The sequence below is a fragment of the Maritimimonas sp. 2304DJ26-3 genome (assembly GCF_056591635.1).
In genome coordinates, this window is sequence record NZ_JBWQOK010000001.1 from 450783 (window position 1) to 470219 (window position 19437).

Below are 19437 nucleotides of genomic sequence, written 5' to 3' on the forward strand. Positions count from 1 at the left end.
ATTATTTTTGAGGTTCATATTTAATTCACCTTTATGAAATACCTTCCTATTGATCGTAACCTGTATATAAAGAATCGTAAAAACTTTATGGCTCAAATGAAGTCAAACAGTCTAGCAGTATTCAATTCAAATGATATCTATCCTATAAGTGCAGATAGTACGATGCCATTTGAACAACATCGTGATATTTTTTATTTAAGTGGTGTAGATCAAGAAGAAAGTATTTTGGTATTATTTCCAGATTGCCCAAAAGAAAAACATCGCGAAATCTTGTTCTTAAGAGAAACTAATGAGCACATTGCTGTTTGGGAAGGTGAAAAGCTGACAAAAGAAGCCGCTCTTAAAACCAGCGGAATAAAAACGGTTTACTGGTTGCAAGACATGGAAAAAGTTATGTTTGAATTGATGACACAGTGCGATACAGTTTATATCAATACTAACGAGCATTATAGAGCTGCTGTGGTTATCGAAACCAGAGAAGATCGTTATACAAAATGGTTAAAAGAAAAATACCCTGCACATTCGGTTGCTAAGAGTAATCCTATCTTACAACGATTACGTTCGGTAAAAGATCAAACCGAGTTAGATTTAATGCAGAAGGCATGTAACATAACCGAAAAAGGGTTTAGACGGGTATTAGGTTTTACAAAACCTGGTATAATGGAATATGAAATTGAAGCCGAATATATGCACGAATTTTTACGTAATCGCTCTAAAGGGTTTGCTTATACACCCATAATCGCTTCTGGCAACAATGCTAATGTATTACACTATATAGAAAACAATCAAGAGTGTAAGGCTGGCGATCTTATTTTAATGGATGTAGGAGCTGAATATGCTAATTATGCCAGTGATATGACACGAACAATTCCAGTATCTGGTAAATTCACCAAACGTCAAAAAGAAGTTTACAATGCTGTGAATAGAGTGAAAAATGAAGCTACTAAAATGCTAATTCCTGGTACTGATTGGGCAGAGTATCATGTAGAAGTTGGTAAACTAATGACCTCAGAATTATTAGGATTAAAACTAATAGATAAAACTGACGTTCAAAAAGAAGATAAAGATTGGCCTGCTTATAAAAAGTATTTTATGCATGGCACTTCACATCATATAGGTTTAGACACCCATGATTATGGCATTTTAACTGAACCCATGCAAGCCAACATGGTGTTTACAGTTGAACCTGGCATCTATATACCTGATGAAGGTTTTGGTGTTCGTTTAGAAGATGATGTTGTTATTCAAGAAAAAGGAGAGCCTTTTAACCTAATGCAAAATATACCTATAGAAGCAGAGGAAATTGAGGAAATAATGAACCAGTCTTAGACTGGTTTTATTTTAATGTCAAAGCATTGTCCTCAGTACTTTTACCTCTTGGTATTAACTGGCCTTTGACTTCAATAGAACTTGTGTCAAACGATTTTATTTCTTTCTTATTTACAATATAAGATTTATGTACTCTGATAAAATAATTAGGTAAAGATTCTAAAGCTTTTTTTATCGAACCATATGCCGTAATCTTTGAATTATCAGTAAAGTGATAAGTAGTGTAATTACCTTGGCCTTCTATATATAGAATTTCATTAATATTTACTCGATGTATTCTTCTGTCTGCTTTAATTTCCAGATAATTTGTTGACTGATCTTCATTTTTCTCTTTTTCAATTAAAAACAACTGAAATATTCTTAAACTTAACACCAAAAAGACTGTTGTGTTAATTAAAACCGTTGCCCTAAGCAACATTTTAAAACTAAACAATCCTTGAGTCGTATTATTTTGCAATAGGTCTTCATAAAAGACATGAATAAAAATACGTTGTAGAATTGCAGCAAATAAGATCAATAAAACATAGCCCATTATAAATTTTAGAAACTTTTTAGGTATTAAAAAATTTGGCAATAAATAATAGATAGTTATATACACCGCCATAATACGAATTGGCAATAAAATAAATTCTAAGAAAAATGATGCTTGTAAACCTTGATTCGTTGCCCAAATCAAACTAAAGAAGACATAATAGAGTATCCAAAAAAGTACATGGGTTACTATTCTAGAATTGAAAAGATAAAATTGGGTTGACCGCATAAAAATTTCAACAAAACCAAATCATATCTTTAAGCCTTTTCATATAAAAACAAAAGGCGTTTATATAATTTGTGATTTGAGTAAAAGTAATCAATCTAATTTTAAAGAAAACTTAAAAAAATTACAAAATATGTTATTCAAGCATCTAAAAGTTACCATTTCATTTTTATCTTTTATTTTATTTATTAACCTAAGTTATTCGCAAAGACTAGAAAGAAGAGCAATGTGGCAAGCGAAAATAAGTAGTCCCAAGAATAACATGCCAGGGGCTAAAATTGTTTCCTTGGAAAAAGGGAGTCCATTGGAAATAGCTGGATTATTAACCAACGATATTATATTAAAAGTTGATGACAATCTGATTAGAGATGGTGAAACCTGGACGGAGATTACTTATGGAATTAGAGCCGAAAAATCAATAACTATTGAAGTCCTAAGAGATAATTATTTATTGCAGAAAAGTGTACGTTTAAATCCTATTCCTAAAGAAATACATAAGGGTCTCGACACTCATTATGAAGAAGTAACAAGCTCTTATGGAATTACCCAAAGGGTAATCATTACTAAACCAAAAAAAAGTCGTAAACAGCCCGCTGTTGTTTTAATTGGTGGTTTAAGCTGTTCAAGTATTGAAGCATATCCGGGAAGAACCAATAATTGGATGCGAGTGATTAAAGATTTGGTTGAAAAAACAGATATGGTTGTTATGCGTATTGAAAAACCAGGGGTTGGCGATAGCGAAGGCGATTGTTCTAAAAGTGATTTTCTAACGGATATTTCAGGGTTTAAAGCTGCTATTAAATTATTAAAATCAAAGCCCTATGTTGACACCTCAAAGATTATTGTTTATGGATCAAGTATGGGTAGTGCTTTAGCTCCTATGTTAGCAAATGAATTTAATCTAGCTGGTGTGATCTCTGATGGTGCTTTTTTTAAAACTTGGTTTGAACATATGCTAGAAATTGAAAGGAGAATTCGCGAAATGAATGGAGATTCTGAATCTGAAATAGTTGAAAAAATGAATAAATATTATATTCCATTATATTACGGAATGCTTATCCAAAAGAAATCTTATCAAGATATTGTAAATGAATACCCTGCCTTAGGAAAATATAATTATCATGGCCCTCAACATATGTATGGGCGACCTGTGAAATATTATCAGCAATTACAAGATTATGACTTGGCTGGTGAATGGGAAAAAATAAAAGTTCCTGTACGAATTATGCGAGGTACTAATGACTGGATTATGTCTTCTTTTGACAATAAGATGATTATAGAGATACTGAAGAAGAATGGTCATTCCGATCATATTCTATATGAATATCCTGGCTTAGATCATTGGAACACCATACACGAATCGCCTAAAAATTCTTTTCAAGGAAAGCCTGGCAAATGGAAAGATGATATTAGTATGATCATTGTTAACTGGGCTCGAGAAATGGCAGGGTTAAACTAACCACTAATCATTCAACGAAAATTTAGGTGGTGATTGCCATACTATGTTTATGCTTTTCCAACCGTCATCGGTCTTGACCATGTTAAGGTAATCAATACCCCATTCAGCTATTACTTTAACAACGGCTATTTTATCTGAAACTTCTAATACCTCAACTACTCTAGGAGATTGATCATTTGTTCGGTCTCCTTTTACGTTCCAACGTTTTGCCAAACTAACTAATCTATCAAAAGGCATTTCTATATTGTCTGAATAAGCATTCTTTTTTTTATCAAACCACCAACCAACTTTACGAACATCTTTATGTACACTTTTATAAGCTAAAGTAGTGTCTACTTTATAAAAGGTATCTATATAATTATAACCCGCCTCGGTTACATCTTTAATGGCTTGTTCTTTATCTTGAGCTACTAATGGAAAAGTAAATAATAATACCAAAAGTATAGTTAGTTGTTTCATGACTTGTTATTTTCCTCAAATATAATTAAATATCAGATTACAAACTATTAAAAGAGTTCTAGCAAAAAAGCGAACTTACGTCCGCTTTTGCTATTTATTATGTATTCTATATCTATTTAAGCATGGTAATAACGCTCATTGATAATCTTACCATCTCTCCATTGAGTTCTGTTTACTTGTTCAAATTTATGATGTTGACCGTCCTTAGTTTTGAATTCCATTATAGCCTCGTAATATGATATATCTCCCGATACTGATTCGTTTTTAATATCATATCTAATAAACTCAGATACATCAGCTAATAATTCTTCTTCTGCTCTAATACATACATCTTTGCCCACTTTCGGTTCATTATTTGCTTCTTGTAATACTACATCATCAGCTAGATATTTATCCATTGCCTCAAGAAACTGTCCTTTACCTAATAATTCTTTTAAATCTTTAAGTCCTTCTTTGATCTGGTTTTCCATAATTTATTGATTTTAAAAGAGTGTCATAAATAATATGACACTCTTGATTTATAATTTATTGTGCTACTGCAAATTTACCCGCTTCTACTTTTGGGAAATCTACTTCTGTGTCAGCTATATGATTTACATAATTTGTAAGAGTGTTCGAAACTACATTTAATACAATTTCTAATACATCACCATCTGTATAACCAGCGTCTTTAACAGCTTGTAATTCTTCATTATTAACAACTCCTCTGTTTTTAGTAACTAATTGCGCAAATTTCAATCCAGCTTGAGTTTTAGCATCTTCTGAGTTTCCTAAACGATTTTGTTCAGTTTGCTCATCTGTTAATCCACTCATTTTACCAATTGCAGTGTGAGCAGATAAACAATAGTTACATTCGTTCTCTTCAGCGATAGCTAAAGCCAATTGCTCTCTAAATTTTGCGTTAAAGTTTCCGCTTCCAGCAATCTCTCCTAAAGATAAATAGGCTTTTAACGTAGCTGGCGAATTACCAAATACTTTAATAAGATTGGGTATAAATCCTAATTTTTTATTTACTGCATCAAATAATTCTTTTGATTCTCCTGTAGTTGTTTCTGGGTTTAATGTTTCAATTCTTGTACTCATTATTTCTAATTTTTTAATTGTTATTATTTGTTTTATTTATTCTTACAGCTGTTTGCATCATATTCTTGATAGCCCCAGCAGTTTGGGCATTGTTTATTTTTATTCATGTTATGCCGATTTTAAATTATTGATTTTTGTACGTAAATCTGATTCTGAAATAAGGCCAACTTCGCGACCTACTTCAATCTTATCTGCAATATGAATCAGTGTAGGTATACTACGAACACCAAACTTTTGCGCTAATTCTTGATTTTGATCTACATTCACCTTTTTAATGATTACATCTCCCTCAAATTCCTCTGCCAATTTGTGAACTGTTGGTAACAAGGTTTGGCATGGTCCACACCAGTCTGCATAAAAATCGATTAGTACATTCTTATTATTTTCTATTGTTGTTTGAAAATCTTTTTGATCTAATTGTATGTCCATAATTCTTTGTTTTTAAATTCTGACACAAAGATGCGGCGGATACTAAGGCAAGAAAATGGACAAAAGTTCCTAAGGTTTGGACAGGGTTAAGTTTTTGATAAAAAAGAAGCCCGATTCTTTCGAATCGGGCCCAAAATATTTTAAAATTTAATGAGGCTTACTTCTTATTGTTAAGCGCTAATCCTGCCAGCGTTAACGTAAGTGCTACATGAATCATACTATCCATCCAGTTTGCATTTGGAATATGCACTAACACCAAAGCTACCAATATTACAATAGCCATAGACGCGTAAGCTTCATACAACCTTTTATTTGCTAGTATTAATATACCAGCTACTAATTCTGTTGCGGCTAAAAGCGCAGCTAAGATTAAATTACCAGTATCTCCAAGAAATCCGAAACCGATACTTTGTAAACCTTCTGCCATTTTTTGTAATCCCACACCTCCGAGAAAACCAATAAAAAATTTCTCAAGACCACCCCATATAAAAAGCAGGCCCATGCCTATTCTAATTAATAAATTTCCGTTGAACATAATTTTAAAGTTAAAGTTAGTTTGCTAAAGTTATTACTTTTTAAACTCTTTCTCTAGTTCTTCAGTTGTATATACATGACTAGAGATCATTCTAAAGTTAGTTAGTGCAGCTTGATAACCGTCTAAATCTGGCAACTTTGCTGCAGCCGTAGCATCCTTTACAACTGCCACCCTAAAGCCCTGTTCTACTAATTCTCGCATGTGGGATTCTGTACATAGATTTGCAGACATTCCGCCAAGAATAACATTCTCTATTCCTCTCTTGCGTAACTGCAAAACAAGATCATTAGTATCTGGGCCATATACTTTATGTGGACTAGTAACAACTGTATTATTATCATTAATATACTGTTTATACTGTGTCAACCAATCGGCTCCTGAGTTTTCAAAACCGTCTATTGACAAAGCATCTTTACGATCAAACATTCCTATTTTATGCATTAAAGCCTCTAATGCACCTTCTATCTTCCATTTATGATCACTAGGATAATAATAATGTGGTGATACAAAAACAGGTATGTTATTTGCTTTGGCTAATTTAAATAGCGTTTCGATGTTGTCTACTGTATTGTTCTCAGTCACACTAGCTCCCACTACTCCCCAAGTCACTCCTTGAGGGCTTAAAAAATCATTTTGAGGATCAGTAATTACGATAGCTGTTCTATCATCAATCTTAAACCCTGGGTCTGGTAATTGTGCAAAACTTATTGCACTTATTAATGTTAATGCAAAGAATAACATTGCTTTCTTGATTTGTTTCATGCTAAATAATTTTAGTTATGTATTTAATTAATTATTACAGCACAAAACTATAATTGCTAAGAATGATAATAAATGGACAAAAGTTCTTAGGAATAGGACATCCTAATTTTTAAGTTCTTTTTTGAATTGTAAAGGCGATTTTTCTACAACCTTAGTAAAAAATCGTGTGAAGTAAGCAGGATCGTTAAAACCCAAATCGTAAGCAATGTGCTTTACAGAATCATCTGTATAGAGTAATTTACGCTTCGTTTCTAGTATAATTCTGTTTTTAATAAAATCACTAGGTGTTTGCACTCCTATATTTTGGAAATGTTTTGTTAATGATTTAGGAGATAACCCAAGACGTTCTGCGTAGTAAGTAACTGAATGTTCCTTCTTAAAATTAAGATCAACTAAAGTGCTAAAATCTTTAAACAATTTAGTTTCGGCAACTTCTTTTACAACATCTCGTTCTTTTTTAATACGAACCGAATGCACAATAAACTGTTTTAAATACGCTTGTAACATATCGTACTGAGCAGTATCTTCTAAACGAAACTCCTCAGTTAAGTTAGTAAGTATGGTAGTTAACTTATTACTTTCTTCTTGATTAGGTTTTACAAATGGAGATTCATAAATATTATTGAATAATACTCCATTACAGGACACCTCTTTATCATGTGTTTGTATGCAATAAAAATCTCTAACAAACGTAATTTGATATGCTTCTTTTACTTTTTCAGAATTAACTGAAAATACCTGACCTGGCGATAGAAAGAATAAGACTTCTCCATTAAAATCATAGGTGTTAAAGTCAATACTATATGAACCTTTACCATCTTTAATCCAATAGATACGATAGCTATCTACCTGTTCTGGTTTGTTAACCACACATGCTTTTTCAAAATCTACTACATGTAATGAAAAAATGTCTTTATAGGTATAGGTTTGTATATCTTGAACCGCCATTATTTTTTATTAGCATAAATTTAGTCGTAAAATTCTAAAAATATTTCAAACTTAAAATTTACCTCCGCTATAAGAAAATATAATAATTGAAATTAACCGAATCTTAAACTTTAAAAGTATATTTATCCCAGAAAACCAAGGTTACTCCAGTGCTATTTAACTCAATTGATTTTGCAATTTTTTTACCAACAGTTTTCTTACTGTATTGGTTACTTCAAAACAAAAGGCTAAAAATTCAGAATTTTTTGATTGTTCTAGCCAGCTATCTATTTTATGGATGGTGGGATTGGCGATTTTTATCATTAATACTTTTTAGTACAGTTGTAGATTACTCTGTAGGATTGCTTCTAAAAAAAGAAAAAAACCTAGTTACTAGAAAATTCTTACTATCTATAAGCATTTTAATTAATCTTGGCTTTCTAGGGTTCTTTAAATATTATGATTTTTTCTTAGATAGTTTTGTAGAGACCTTTTCATTTTTTGGAAAAAGAATAAATGCTAATTCATTGAATATTATACTTCCTGTTGGAATTAGTTTTTATACATTTCAAACACTAAGTTACACTATCGATGTTTACAGAAAAAAGCTCAAGCCCACTAAAGACTTTATTGCATTTTCAGCTTTTGTAAGTTTTTTCCCTCAATTAGTTGCTGGCCCAATCGAAAGGGCCACACATTTACTTCCACAATTTTATAGTAAGCAAGTTTTTGATTATAAAAAAGCTGCTGACGGAATGCGTCAAATACTTTGGGGGTTATTTAAAAAAATAGTTATTGCTGATAATTGTGCAGAATTTGCCAATCAGATTTTTAATAATTCTTCAGATATGAATGGTAGTTCTTTGGCTTTGGGAGCTTTATTCTTTACATTTCAAATTTATGGTGACTTTTCAGGCTATTCTGATATAGCTATTGGTACATCCAGATTATTTGGATTTGACCTAAAGCAAAACTTTGCTTTTCCGTATTTTTCAAGAGATATTGCTGAATTCTGGAGACGTTGGCATATTTCTCTTTCCAGTTGGTTTAAAGACTACCTCTACATTCCTTTAGGAGGTAGCAGAGGTGGCACCTGGATGAAAATTAGAAACACTGTCATAATATTCGTAGTTAGTGGTTTTTGGCATGGCGCTAACTGGACATTTATCTTTTGGGGTGCTTTAAACGCCATTTACTTTTTACCATTATTGTTAACTAAAAACAATAGAAAAAGTATGGAAATAGTGGCTAAAGGAAAGTATCTACCCACTTTTAAAGAATTGTCTTCTATGCTATTCACTTTTGGACTTACTGTTTTTGCATGGATATTCTTTAGAGCCGAAAATATTGAACACGCATTCTCGTACATAACCGGATTATTTTCTACTTCTCTTTTTTCAACACCAAACTTTGATGATAATAATGTTACAACAACTTCTATTCTTATCCTGATATTCTTACTAGTTGAATGGCAAGGTAGAGAAGGACAATATGCAATAGAAAATCTGGGGCTTAAATGGAAGCGCTCCATAAGATATACTCTATATTATGCAATTATATTTTCAATTATTTGGTTCGCAGGTGGAGCTCAAGAGTTTATATATTTTCAATTTTAGAAATTATTATGAAAAAATTTATTTATAGAATTTTGATCTTTTGCCTTCCTATTGTTGCCTTCATATTTATATCATTGATCTATTATAAATTTGTAAAAACGCAAAGTGAATTCAAAATAAAAGATATTTCAAATTTTGAAACCATCTTAATGGGTGACTCACAAATACAACGAATTAACACTGATTATTTCACTGATGATACTTATAATTTTGCAAGTAAAAGCGAACATTATTATTTTACTTATCAAAAGCTATTACAACTTTTAAAAGATAAGCATTCTATTAAAAGGGTGATCTTAGGTGTATCTATCCATAACTTCTCTCCTGTTTATAATCGACTTTTTAATGTTGCAACCCCGGAAGGAAAAAAAAGTTTAGAACGGTATTTATATTTTATAGATTATTTTGAGCCATCTGATTTTTTAAAACAATCTTCTGCATCTCATACCAAGAATATTATTAAAGGCCTCTACAAAACGCCTACAATTAATGGGTTTTACGAGTCAGTTGAGAAAAAACCTAATAACGAAACCATTCAACGCATTCTAAATATGCACTACTCAGCAAAGAAAGATGAAAACACTATTAGCGATAGTCAGATTCTATATCTAAATCGTATTGATAGCCTTTGTGAAGCGGAAGATATTGATTTGTATTTAGTGTCAACACCATATCACCCCAATTATAAAAAGAGAATTAATAAAGAATATGTTGATATCTTTTATGAAACTATAGGCAACTTAAAAAAAGCTCATCATATTGATTTTCTGTCTGATCAACCTTCTATAAATTGGATGTCGGATGCTAATCATTTAAATAAAGATGGAGCTGCTATTTACAGTGAAAAAATCAATCAAATTATAAATGCTAATGCCAATAAAAAATAATTCTCTGTGGCAATTCTAAAATTTATCCTGTAAATTGCTCTTTTAACCAATTTTTAAAACTATCGAGCAAAAAAATCTATCTAGATATACCTTTATTGTACTACTCATCTTAGCCGGCGAAGCCGTGTTTATTTTACCTTTTGTATTGGCGCGTATCTTTTTACCTACTTTTTTGGAAACTTTTGACCTTACCAATTTAGAAAAGGGTATTTGTTTTTCGGTATATGGAATTGTAGCTTTTATCTCATATTTTTTTGGCGGAATGTTAGCCGATAAGTTTAAACCCAATAACTTAATGGCCATTGCACTTTGGTTGACTGCTTTGGGTGGATTTTATATGATAACAGTTCCCAGTTATTTTATGCTAAAAGTACTATATGCCTATTGGGGTTTTACCACTATCTTTTTGTTTTGGGCTGCGATGATAAAAGCAACACGTATTTGGGGAGGTGTAAATTCACAAGGAAAAGCCTTTGGTTTTTTAGATGGTGGTCGCGGATTGGTAGCAGCGTTATTCGGAACTTTAGGTGTCGTAATTTTCTCTGTTTTTATGCCTTCGGCTGAAGCATTGGCCGCGGGCGCGCAAAGTAGTGAAGCATTTATTAGAGTGATTTTTATTTCATCGATTATAGTAGCATTTGTAGGAGTGTTGACTTTTTTCTTTTTAAAGCTACCTCAAAAAGAAGCTGCTGAACATCAGGTAAAAAGTATCTCTGCTGCCAATGTAAAAACGGTTTTAAAATTGCCTGGTGTATGGTTGTTAATGATTATTATTTTATGTGCTTATGTAGGTTATAAGTTTACCGACGTATTTTCATTGTATGCAAAAGAAGTGATGCTATATAGTGAAGTTGATGCAGCTAAAACAGGCACTTATTTATTATTTATCAGGCCAATAGTTGGTGTACTCGCGGGTTTTTTGGCTGATAGATCTAAAGCATCAATTTATTTAGTAATAGGTTTTGCCGTAGCAATTGTTGGTTCTTTATTATTTGCTAGTGATTTGATTGACCCATCGATGGATATCTTTTTCTTACTCTCAGTATTTTTAGTAGCTCTTGGTGTTTATGCCGCTCGCGTATTGTATTTTGCCGTGTTAGAAGAAGGCAAAATACCATTAGCTCTAACAGGAACTGCAGTAGGTGTTATATCTGTAATAGGATATACCCCAGATATTTTTGCAAGCCCTTTAATGGGCTATTTACTCGATAGTTCACCCGGAAGAACTGGCCACCAACATGTTTTTTTAGCACTTGCAGTTTTTTCGTTGGTAGGATTGATAGCTTCTTTTATTTTTATGAGACTACATAAAAGTCGATAAAAAGAACACTTCTAATTAAAGCTGTATTTTTACTCAATGAACTATCGTTATTTTATTTTTAGCCTTGCTCTCTCTATACTTTCGTGTTCTAGCCCAGCTCAAAAGAAAGAATCTAATCATATTTTAAATACGAAAAATCAAGTTCTTCAATTTGACACATTGGTCTGGTCAGATGAGTTTGATACCAATGGCCCACTTGATTCATCAAAATGGTTCCAACAGAAGCAATTACCAAACGGTACCAGTTGGTACAATGGTGAAATTCAACATTACACTAATAGAATAGATAATGCTGTTATTGAAGACGGAATCTTAAAAATAATTGCCAAAAAAGAATCATTTACTGATCAAGGAGCTACTAAACAATATACCTCGGCAAGACTCAATTCTAAATTTGCATTCACCCATGGCAAGGTTGAAATAAGAGCTAAATTACCTACTGGAATTGGTACTTGGCCAGCAATGTGGATGTTAGGAAAAAACATATCAGAACCAGGAGCTTACTGGCAAACACAAGGGTTTGGAACAACCCCGTGGCCTAACTGTGGTGAAATTGATATTATGGAACATTGGGGTGCCAATCAAGATTTCGTGCAAAGTGCTATTCATTCCCCCTCAAGCTTTGGTAACACTGGTAATAAAGGTGGGCAAACAATTAGCAATGCGTCTATTGAATTTCATGTATATACCCTCGAGTGGACTCCTGAAAAAATGATCTTTAGTGTTGATAATATAGTGCATTACACCTATAACCCACCAGTTAAAAATGATAGCACATGGCCCTTTAATGATGATCAATACTTGCTTTTTAATGTTGCCATTTTACCTAATATTGCTACAAATTTTACTAGTAGTAACCTTGAGATTGACTATGTTCGTATCTACCAACAAAGTACGCTATCAAATAATGAGATTACGCAATCTAATGATACTATTGCTTATCCAAATCCGGTATCAGATTCAATGACAATTGACGTTAGATCGACAAATAATGAAGCCCTTGCTACAATTTTTAGTATTGAAGGCAAACTGATCAACACTACCTCAGTGCCTATAAAAAACCAACGTATTTTTATAAACGATTTAGAGCGATTAACTAAAGGTATTTATTTTATAAAACTAGAAATCGACGGAAATAACAAAACTATTAAGTTTATTAAAAAATAGGAGCTTAGTGCTTTTTAAATGCATTCGCTAAGACAAAAGCAACTAAAGCTGGTAACACCCATCCCAAACTATATTGAGAAAGCGGTATTATATTCTGTATTCCAGCTAAGCTTTGCGGCGGTATAATAAACTTTAAAAAGTCAGGTATACTAAACAAAAAGGTTACCGCTACTACTATTTTAAATACCAAAGGTGAAGCAAATTTCTCAGGTATAACATTCAACAATATCAATACAATAGTAATTGGGTAAATAAACATTAATGCAGGTAAAGCAATATCAATGATATAATGTACATCAAACTGACCTACAACTACGCCAATAATACAACCTAATACCGCCGTAATTGTATAAGCAAGTTGTGATTCTTTAAATAATCCTTTAAAGTAATCGGCGGTTCCAGTAATAATTCCCACGGCAGTGGTAAAACAAGCCAAAGCAACCAATACACTTAAAAAAGTAGTGCCAAAATTACCCAAAGTAATGGTACTTAAACCTGCCAATACTTCTGTACGCGTGGCTGTAGCATCAAAAGACATATTAAACAACGAACCGCTTAAAATCATACCACTGTAAATAATAAATAATCCGGCTCCGGCAATAAAACCAGATTTAGTAATGAGTTCTTTCTTCGCTTCAAAAGAATCATGACCTCGCAACTTTAAAGAGATAATTATAACAGCACCAACCACCACGGCACCAATGGCATCAAAAGTTTGATACCCTTCTAATAGACCATCTACAATAGGTGTTTTAAACAACGAAGGATTTTGCAACGGTGTAGATGAACCCAAAGCAATGGCAATAATGGCCAATAGAATAAGTACAATAAGTGGCGTAAGATATTTACCAATAAGACTTAAAATCCTTGAGCGGTTCATTACAAAAATGAACACCAACACAAAATAAATAGTGCTGGTTAATAAAGAGGTGGTACCAAAAAATGGTTCAATAGCCATTTCGTGTGTAACCGAAGCTGTTCTAGGCGCTGGTAAAGCCACCGAAATGGCATACACAATTAAACAATAAGCTAAACTAAAAACAGGTGATACTTTTTTACCAAAGTCATACATGGTACCTTGTAAACGTGCATGTGCTAGAATACCCAATAGTGGAATCAATACGGCAGTTATGGCAAAACCTAAAGCTACCCAAAACCAATCTCCACCAGCTTTAAAGCCTAAAAAAGGAGGTAAAATAAGGTTTCCTGCCCCAAAAAACATCGAAAACAATGCAAAGCCACTAATCCAAATTTCTTTTGTTTTATTCATGCTAACTTCCCATAAAAATAGGAATCTTTTTAATTGTTAATAATTCTTTTCTTTTGGCACTTCTAACTTCAATCATCAAGCATCCATCTTCTTTATCTTTGCCGAATATAGTAAAATGATTTTAGCACATAAAGGCATCGATATTTTTTATACCGACCAAGGTAAAGGTCAGGCGGTGGTATTGTTACATGGTTTTTTAGAAAATTCATCAATGTGGGAGCGGATAACCGCCCAGCTAAGCATGAAAAATCGTGTGATCTGTATTGATCTTTTAGGACATGGCAAAACCGGATGCTTGGGTTATATACATACCATGGAGCAAATGGCCAAAGCTGTTGAAGCTGTTTTACAGCATTTAATGATTAGACGTTCGATTATGATTGGGCATTCTATGGGTGGCTATGTAGCGCTCGCTTTCGCGGAAAAGAATCCGGATGCTTTAAAAGGGTTATGCTTGCACAATTCCACTTCAAAAGCAGACTCAACGGAGAAAAAGAAAAATCGCGATAGAGCCATCAAAGCTGTAAAACAAAATCACAAGACTTTTGTTCGAATGGCTATTGCAAATCTGTTTAGGCCAAAAAATCGAAAGATTTTTGCTGAAGAAATAAAATCTCTAAAAAAGGAAGCATTAAAAACACCTTTACAGGGAATTGTTGCTGCTCTAGAAGGAATGAAAATACGTGATCATAGAGATATGTTATTGCATTTTTCACCTTATAAAAAGCTATTGATTATTGGTAGAAAAGATCCTGTGTTAGATTATGACTCATTGATCGATCAAGTTAAAAATACAGAAGTAGAGTTAGTAGAATTTGCCGATGGACACATGAGCCATATCGAAAACTTTGATGATTGCTTATTTGAGTTGCAATGGTTTATCAAAAAATGTAGTTAAATACTTTATAAATCTTTTAACAACCTCTCGTGTAATTATAAATTATTTTAGCCGACCATTGCTACAGCAAAAACCAAACTATTATGTTTAAAAGATTACTTTTCTTATCAATATCTATTGTGATACTATTGTCTTGTACAGAGAAAGAAGAAGTTACTTTTTCTATCTCAGGAACTATTGACCCAGTTGTTGATTATGCAATCTTAAAGCAAGAGGCAGATATAGAGCGTAAAGTAGAAAAGGTAATAGATACCATCCTAATTGATAAAAATGGATATTTTGAAGCGTCATTTAATACAGAGCCTTATTTATATTCTCTTACGTTTCCAAATAAAAAGAAAGTAGGTTTAGTAATAAACAAAGGGCAAAATTTACTCTTAACCATAACTGGTTATAATACTGATAATTTTAAAACTGTAGTTCGAGGTTCAAAGGATAGTGAAGAATTATTGGCATATGAAACTTTTAGAGCTGAATCGTTAGATAGATTGGTAAAATCAGTTCGCAGAGAAATAAAGGAATTGAAAAAGACTGAGAATCCAGACCAAGGAAAGATTGCTGAATTAGGTAAATTAGAATTAATCAATTACGATAAGCATTTAGATCAACTAGTTGATTATATTCAAAAAAATATGAATTCAACTTTGGGTTTATATGCAACTTCTATAAGATGGAAAGGAGCACATCAATTAGCTAACTTTGATTCATTGGCTACTCAATTTGAAGCTGCCCACCCTGATTTAGCTATTACCAAAAAAATTCGAGAAAAAGTAAATCGTCTACAACAAACTGCTATTGGTGGAACAGTTGCTCCTATTGAAATGCCAAACGCTGCCGGAGACATGGTAAGTTTAGCTTCATTAAATTCTGATTATACTTTAATTGATTTTTGGGCTAGTTGGTGTGGACCCTGTAGGCGAGAAGCTCCAAAATTAAATGAGTTAATGTCTAAACATTCACGAGAGCAATTTGATATTTATGGTGTATCACTCGATGATAAACGTGAAAAATGGTTAAAGGCATTAGAAAAAGACAATCGTACTTGGGCTAATGTTTCTACTTTAGAGCGTTTTAAAACACCAGCTGCTTATGACTATGTTGTAACGGCTTTACCTGATAATTTTTTGATCGATAAAAATGGTAAGATCCTAGCCAAAAATTTACATGGAGAAGAGCTTACTAAACTTATTGATAATCTGATTGTCAAAAAGTAATTATTTCTTTACTTCTTCAAAATCTATAGAGTAAATTCTATTTAATCCTTTCGGACATTGTTTATACATCTCTAAAAATGAATCTAAATCTAACGATTTGTCGTAGAATCTCTTCGCGTCAGTTTTCTGACTCGTAAAATATAATTTACCTGTTTTTATATCTACAAATGGGCAAAAATCAAGATACTCAGAATTGATTTTGTTTAATAACTTTCCTTTAGACCAAGTGCCATTTTCATTATAACTAATATACAATTCCCCTCTTCCTTTACCTTCTTTAGGGCGCTGACCACTAAATAGAATATAACTCTCGTCAGGGGCTACAAAAGCATTAAATTCAAAATATTTAGTATTTAATTCTCCTTTAAGTGAAGTTGGCTCTTGGTATTTGCCATTCTTTAATCGACTAACAAAAATATCTTCCCTACCCACAGCTCCTTCTCGTTCAGCAGTAAAATAGATATCCTCATTATTAGTAACCGAAGGATAAAATTCGTGAGCCGAAGTATTAATAGGTTCTCCAATGTTTTTTGGCTCCGACCAGCCATCATTAATTCTATCTACGAACCAGATATCATAATCTTTTGGTTTTATAGAATCCTTATGAATCGGCCTATTCGACACAAAATATAATCGCTTGCCATCTGGAGAAAATGCTGCTTCTAAATCTCTATATTTACCTGTAAAAGAAACAGATTTAGGCTTACTCCAACCGTCCTTTGCTTTCTTAATATATGCAATCAGTGCTACTCTACTTTTTAGATCATCAACTGTAAAATAAATCTCTTGGCCATCTGGTGACATCGTAAAATCGCGCACATTAGGATAATCCTCAAAGACTTCTGGTAAAAAGGCCTGAGCTTCTTTTTGAGAAAAAGATAAGATTGAAGCTAATACAGTAAAAATTGATAGTATAATTCTAATCATTAGGGATTGATTTTGGTTTCCTAAAATTAGGATAATATTAGCTTAAATGAAATCAACTTGAATAGATTAACTCTTTTTTAACTACAATCTAGCGAAACGTAAAAATTAAATAATAATTAGTTGATTTCTATCAATGGTTCAATATTCAATAAGCATCCTTTGTCTTTGCCATATAAACTACCTTTACTCATATCATAAACCTTTTAAATAATTGGATTTGAGATTAATAATTACAAGGCGAAGTATACTTTTATCAAATTTTTTAAAATAAGTATTTTGTACGTTGATTAAGTTAAATCTAAAGATTAATAAGATGCTGTTTTAATTATTTTCATATTGTAAGATGTGACACCTAAATTTTATTCATTCTCTTAACTTCTATTTCAATCATCTTTTTATCGTTAAAAGTGATTTTTTCAATGGCCTCTGCAATTTTATTCTTGTCTTTTTTATTTTTTAGATCGTATGATACCAGGTAGTAATCTTTTATTTTTTTAATTTCTAAATTGTATGCTTTATTAATACCTACATAAGGCCAAACAGCATCAAGCATTTCTTCTCTACTTTTATAATTAGCCCATTTGCTTTTAAACACTATATTTTTATACAGAATATTCAGCAAAGGTTCTTTAATCTTGTCGCCCATACATTCGTAATACACTTGAATTGTTAATTTATTTTCATCCATTCTTTGTTTTGTTTCTATTTTTTTGCGCAGTCAATAACTAAGAAAATGAATAGTAATAAAATAGAGTGTTGAATTTCATAACTCTTTTACTTTTAATTAGATCAATTTATGATATATAATATACCACCTACGATTATTAGTATTAAAATCCATATTGATAGAATAATTACTAAAAAATAGAATCGTTTATTTGAAGTATCACTCATTTATTTTAAAATAGATTGAAAAAACAGGATTTCCTATTTCGTCTGCCGTAGTTATTAAAATGGGTGGTTCATTATTTGATAGTTTTACATTATTTATAGCGGCATGCTTAAAAGCTTCACTATATAAACTATTCATTAATGATTTATCTTTTGTAGCACTTACTAAATATTCGCCAGCATTCATCTCTACAATTTTGAAAGGAGGTTTTATATTTCTTCTTTCGTTTACTACATGTCCATGAAATGATTTTAACATATTTTCTTTTTCCGTTTGAGGATCTGACAAATAAATTGACACCGCATTTAACGGTTTGTAGTAATAATTCAAAGTTTTTAGTTTCGATTTCACCTGTTCTATATGCTTTGGTGTATTTTGATAAGAACCTATGAATTCTTTACCAAAAATTAAATTATCTTCTTCTAGATTTATCTTTTTAATTTCTACGTTACTACTCATTTTATTTTCAATTTTAGGTTTGTATAATCCGTCATAGACAGGCACCCATGTCTTGCCTTTATCTATTGAGCGCTCCATAAGTTGTCTTACTGTTTTATCTTCATTATTGAAATAAGACATTCTTAATAAATACTTAGCTCCATTTGGTGTTGTTGCGTTCGCAATAATTTGCATATTTCCTTTTGTAATACTATCTGGCTCTGAGTAGTGCGAAACACTACCACCAGCTACCCAATTTTGCTTCCATTTTTTGTCAGCACTATCGTAATAACTGATTGAATTGCCACCAGCCCTTCCATTTTGCGGTCTATAATTTTCTATTATACCGCAGTCTCCATTGGTTAATGAAATTGTACTTTCCGCAATTTTTTGACCTCGAGTAAACACTTCCCACTCACCAACCCAAAAATCAAAACGTCGATAGCTGTTATCTGCTTTACAAGGATAGATACTATTATATACTTGTTTTCTTACTTTTCTATAATTCTGACTAGATTTTAATAACTCGAACTCAGAATTATCAATTTGATTTAGAGTTAATCTGCCCGTTTTGGAAGCAGTGTCTAGTTCTGCTATAGCCATTTCTATCTGACCAGTTTTTGTGTAATTTTTGGCGAGATTTAGTTGAACAGGAAAAATATTAAGCCCGTTTTCTTTGGCTAAGTTTAACTGCTTAATGGCATCATTATGCTTTTGCAAATTGGTATACGACAAGCCTAACATATAATTAGCCATAGAGTCTGTTTTATTGACTATAAGTGCTTTTTTTGCTTTGGCAATTACTGCTTTGTAATTTTTGTTACCCAGTTCTGGTTGATATGCTTTTTGAGAAAAGCCAATATTTGAAAGGTTAATAATTAAGAGGGTTAGTATTATTCTTTTCATTTTTAAAATAATTAGTTTCTCAAATGAAAAGAATCTAATTTGAAAATCTGTAAACCTTTATAAGGGTTAGCTACAATTAACAAAGTTTAACATAACTGTATTTTTATAGTTAAAAGAATCCAATTTTATAACCATTTTTAGTTTTGTAAATCTTTAACAAT

Annotated in this window: 20 protein-coding genes; 8 read left to right on the plus strand and 12 right to left on the minus strand. The window is 32.1% G+C overall.

Annotated elements, in window-relative coordinates; translation table 11 throughout:
- Nucleotides 1-33 precede the first annotated feature (33 nt).
- Nucleotides 34-1329 (plus strand): aminopeptidase P N-terminal domain-containing protein, encoded by a 1296-nt coding sequence (locus AC1EUV_RS02115; protein WP_480197007.1) that lies wholly within the window; start codon nt 34-36, stop codon nt 1327-1329.
- A gap of 7 nt (nt 1330-1336) precedes the next feature.
- Here the strand turns inward: AC1EUV_RS02115 and AC1EUV_RS02120 are convergent, their stop codons facing one another.
- Nucleotides 1337-1933: a LytR/AlgR family response regulator transcription factor gene (locus tag AC1EUV_RS02120; RefSeq protein WP_480197008.1), complete on the minus strand. Its 597-nt coding sequence runs from the start codon at nt 1931-1933 to the stop codon at nt 1337-1339.
- A gap of 286 nt (nt 1934-2219) precedes the next feature.
- On the opposite strand from AC1EUV_RS02120, the gene AC1EUV_RS02125 reads away from it, so the two are divergent.
- Nucleotides 2220-3545, plus strand: a complete 1326-nt coding sequence (locus AC1EUV_RS02125; protein ID WP_480197009.1) for an alpha/beta hydrolase family protein — start codon at nt 2220-2222, stop codon at nt 3543-3545.
- A 3-nt stretch (nt 3546-3548) separates the two neighbouring features.
- Here the strand turns inward: AC1EUV_RS02125 and AC1EUV_RS02130 are convergent, their stop codons facing one another.
- From AC1EUV_RS02130 to AC1EUV_RS02160, 7 genes are all read right to left on the minus strand, one after another.
- Nucleotides 3549-4004: a nuclear transport factor 2 family protein gene (locus AC1EUV_RS02130; protein WP_480197010.1), complete on the minus strand. Its 456-nt coding sequence runs from the start codon at nt 4002-4004 to the stop codon at nt 3549-3551.
- Nucleotides 4005-4120: 116 nt separating this feature from the next.
- On the minus strand, nt 4121-4474 hold the full coding sequence (locus AC1EUV_RS02135) for a nuclear transport factor 2-like protein (RefSeq protein WP_480197011.1): 354 nt from the start codon (nt 4472-4474) through the stop codon (nt 4121-4123).
- A 55-nt stretch (nt 4475-4529) separates the two neighbouring features.
- Nucleotides 4530-5087, minus strand: coding sequence for a carboxymuconolactone decarboxylase family protein (locus AC1EUV_RS02140; protein ID WP_480197012.1), 558 nt, complete (start codon nt 5085-5087; stop codon nt 4530-4532).
- Nucleotides 5088-5195: 108 nt separating this feature from the next.
- Nucleotides 5196-5516, minus strand: coding sequence for a thioredoxin (gene trxA, locus AC1EUV_RS02145; protein ID WP_480197013.1), 321 nt, complete (start codon nt 5514-5516; stop codon nt 5196-5198).
- A gap of 157 nt (nt 5517-5673) precedes the next feature.
- Nucleotides 5674-6051, minus strand: a complete 378-nt coding sequence (locus tag AC1EUV_RS02150) for a DoxX family membrane protein (protein WP_480197014.1) — start codon at nt 6049-6051, stop codon at nt 5674-5676.
- Between the two features lie 33 nt (nt 6052-6084).
- Nucleotides 6085-6813 (minus strand): cysteine hydrolase family protein, encoded by a 729-nt coding sequence (locus tag AC1EUV_RS02155; protein ID WP_480197015.1) that lies wholly within the window; start codon nt 6811-6813, stop codon nt 6085-6087.
- A gap of 102 nt (nt 6814-6915) precedes the next feature.
- A complete protein-coding gene (locus tag AC1EUV_RS02160) occupies nt 6916-7761 on the minus strand; it encodes a helix-turn-helix domain-containing protein (RefSeq protein WP_480197016.1) in 846 nt (281 codons plus the stop codon).
- A gap of 149 nt (nt 7762-7910) precedes the next feature.
- Between AC1EUV_RS02160 and AC1EUV_RS02165 the strand changes: the two genes are divergently transcribed.
- The 4 genes from AC1EUV_RS02165 to AC1EUV_RS02180 all read left to right on the plus strand — a co-directional run bounded on the left by AC1EUV_RS02165 (nt 7911) and on the right by AC1EUV_RS02180 (nt 12731).
- Nucleotides 7911-9356, plus strand: coding sequence for an MBOAT family O-acyltransferase (locus tag AC1EUV_RS02165; RefSeq protein ID WP_480197017.1), 1446 nt, complete (start codon nt 7911-7913; stop codon nt 9354-9356).
- An 8-nt stretch (nt 9357-9364) separates the two neighbouring features.
- On the plus strand, nt 9365-10243 hold the full coding sequence (locus tag AC1EUV_RS02170) for a hypothetical protein (protein ID WP_480197018.1): 879 nt from the start codon (nt 9365-9367) through the stop codon (nt 10241-10243).
- A gap of 61 nt (nt 10244-10304) precedes the next feature.
- Nucleotides 10305-11564 carry an MFS transporter gene (locus AC1EUV_RS02175; protein WP_480197540.1) on the plus strand — a complete coding sequence of 420 codons (1260 nt, stop codon included), beginning with the start codon at nt 10305-10307 and terminating at the stop codon, nt 11562-11564.
- Between the two features lie 36 nt (nt 11565-11600).
- Nucleotides 11601-12731: a glycoside hydrolase family 16 protein gene (locus AC1EUV_RS02180; protein WP_480197019.1), complete on the plus strand. Its 1131-nt coding sequence runs from the start codon at nt 11601-11603 to the stop codon at nt 12729-12731.
- Nucleotides 12732-12735: 4 nt separating this feature from the next.
- Here the strand turns inward: AC1EUV_RS02180 and brnQ are convergent, their stop codons facing one another.
- Nucleotides 12736-14001 (minus strand): branched-chain amino acid transport system II carrier protein, encoded by a 1266-nt coding sequence (brnQ, locus tag AC1EUV_RS02185; RefSeq protein ID WP_480197020.1) that lies wholly within the window; start codon nt 13999-14001, stop codon nt 12736-12738.
- Between the two features lie 115 nt (nt 14002-14116).
- On the opposite strand from brnQ, the gene AC1EUV_RS02190 reads away from it, so the two are divergent.
- Entirely contained in the window at nt 14117-14899 is a 783-nt protein-coding gene (locus tag AC1EUV_RS02190; protein ID WP_480197021.1) for an alpha/beta fold hydrolase, read from the plus strand.
- An 83-nt stretch (nt 14900-14982) separates the two neighbouring features.
- Nucleotides 14983-16113, plus strand: a complete 1131-nt coding sequence (locus tag AC1EUV_RS02195; protein ID WP_480197022.1) for a TlpA family protein disulfide reductase — start codon at nt 14983-14985, stop codon at nt 16111-16113.
- Here AC1EUV_RS02195 and AC1EUV_RS02200 read toward each other — a convergent pair whose 3' ends face one another.
- The 3 genes from AC1EUV_RS02200 to AC1EUV_RS02210 form a co-directional block, all read right to left on the minus strand.
- Nucleotides 16114-17040, minus strand: coding sequence for a TolB family protein (locus AC1EUV_RS02200; RefSeq protein WP_480197023.1), 927 nt, complete (start codon nt 17038-17040; stop codon nt 16114-16116).
- 352 nt (nt 17041-17392) lie between these two features.
- Nucleotides 17393-17728, minus strand: coding sequence for a hypothetical protein (locus tag AC1EUV_RS02205; protein WP_480197024.1), 336 nt, complete (start codon nt 17726-17728; stop codon nt 17393-17395).
- A 198-nt stretch (nt 17729-17926) separates the two neighbouring features.
- Nucleotides 17927-19276, minus strand: a complete 1350-nt coding sequence (locus AC1EUV_RS02210; protein ID WP_480197025.1) for a hypothetical protein — start codon at nt 19274-19276, stop codon at nt 17927-17929.
- Nucleotides 19277-19437 lie beyond the last annotated feature (161 nt).